The organism is Escherichia sp. S10b (genome assembly GCF_028421345.1).
Lineage (GTDB): Bacteria > Pseudomonadota > Gammaproteobacteria > Enterobacterales > Enterobacteriaceae > ECMA0423.
Genome location: NZ_JAHZSO010000093.1, coordinates 1 through 672, shown reverse-complemented (window position 1 = coordinate 672; position 672 = coordinate 1). Strand labels below are relative to the sequence as shown.

The window sequence follows — 672 nt, the reverse complement described above, 5'->3', positions numbered from 1 at the left end:
TTAGGGAAGGTGCGAACAAGTTCCTGATATGAGATCATCATATTCATCCGGAGCGCATCCCAGAGGGACATCATGAGCCATCAACTCACCTTCGCCGATAGTGAATTCAGCACTAAGCGCCGTCAGACCCGAAAAGAGATTTTCCTCTCCCGCATGGAGCAGATTCTGCCATGGCAAAACATGGTGGAAGTCATCGAGCCGTTTTATCCCAAGGCGGGCAATGGCCGACGGCCCTATCCGCTGGAGACCATGCTGCGTATTCACTGCATGCAGCATTGGTACAACCTGAGCGACGGTGCCATGGAAGATGCCCTGTACGAAATCGCCTCCATGCGCCTGTTTGCCCGATTATCCCTGGATAGCGCCCTGCCGGATCGCACCACCATCATGAATTTCCGCCACCTGCTCGAGCAGCATCAACTGGCCCGTCAATTGTTCAAGACCATCAATCGCTGGCTGGCCGAAGCAGGCGTCATGATGACCCAAGGCACTTTGGTGGATGCCACCATCATTGAGGCACCCAGCTCTACCAAGAACAAAGAGCAGCAACGCGATCCGGAGATGCATCAGACCAAGAAAGGCAATCAGTGGCACTTTGGCATGAAGGCCCACATTGGTGTCGATGCCAAGAGTGGCCTGACCCACAGCCTAGTCACCACCGCGGCCAACGAG

The 672-nt window shown here is 55.1% G+C and carries 1 pseudogene; it reads left to right on the top strand.

What is annotated here, in order from left to right:
* Positions 1-72 precede the first annotated feature (72 nt).
* A pseudogene (locus FTE26_RS07215) lies at positions 73-672 on the top strand (IS5-like element IS5B family transposase); the annotation flags it as partial.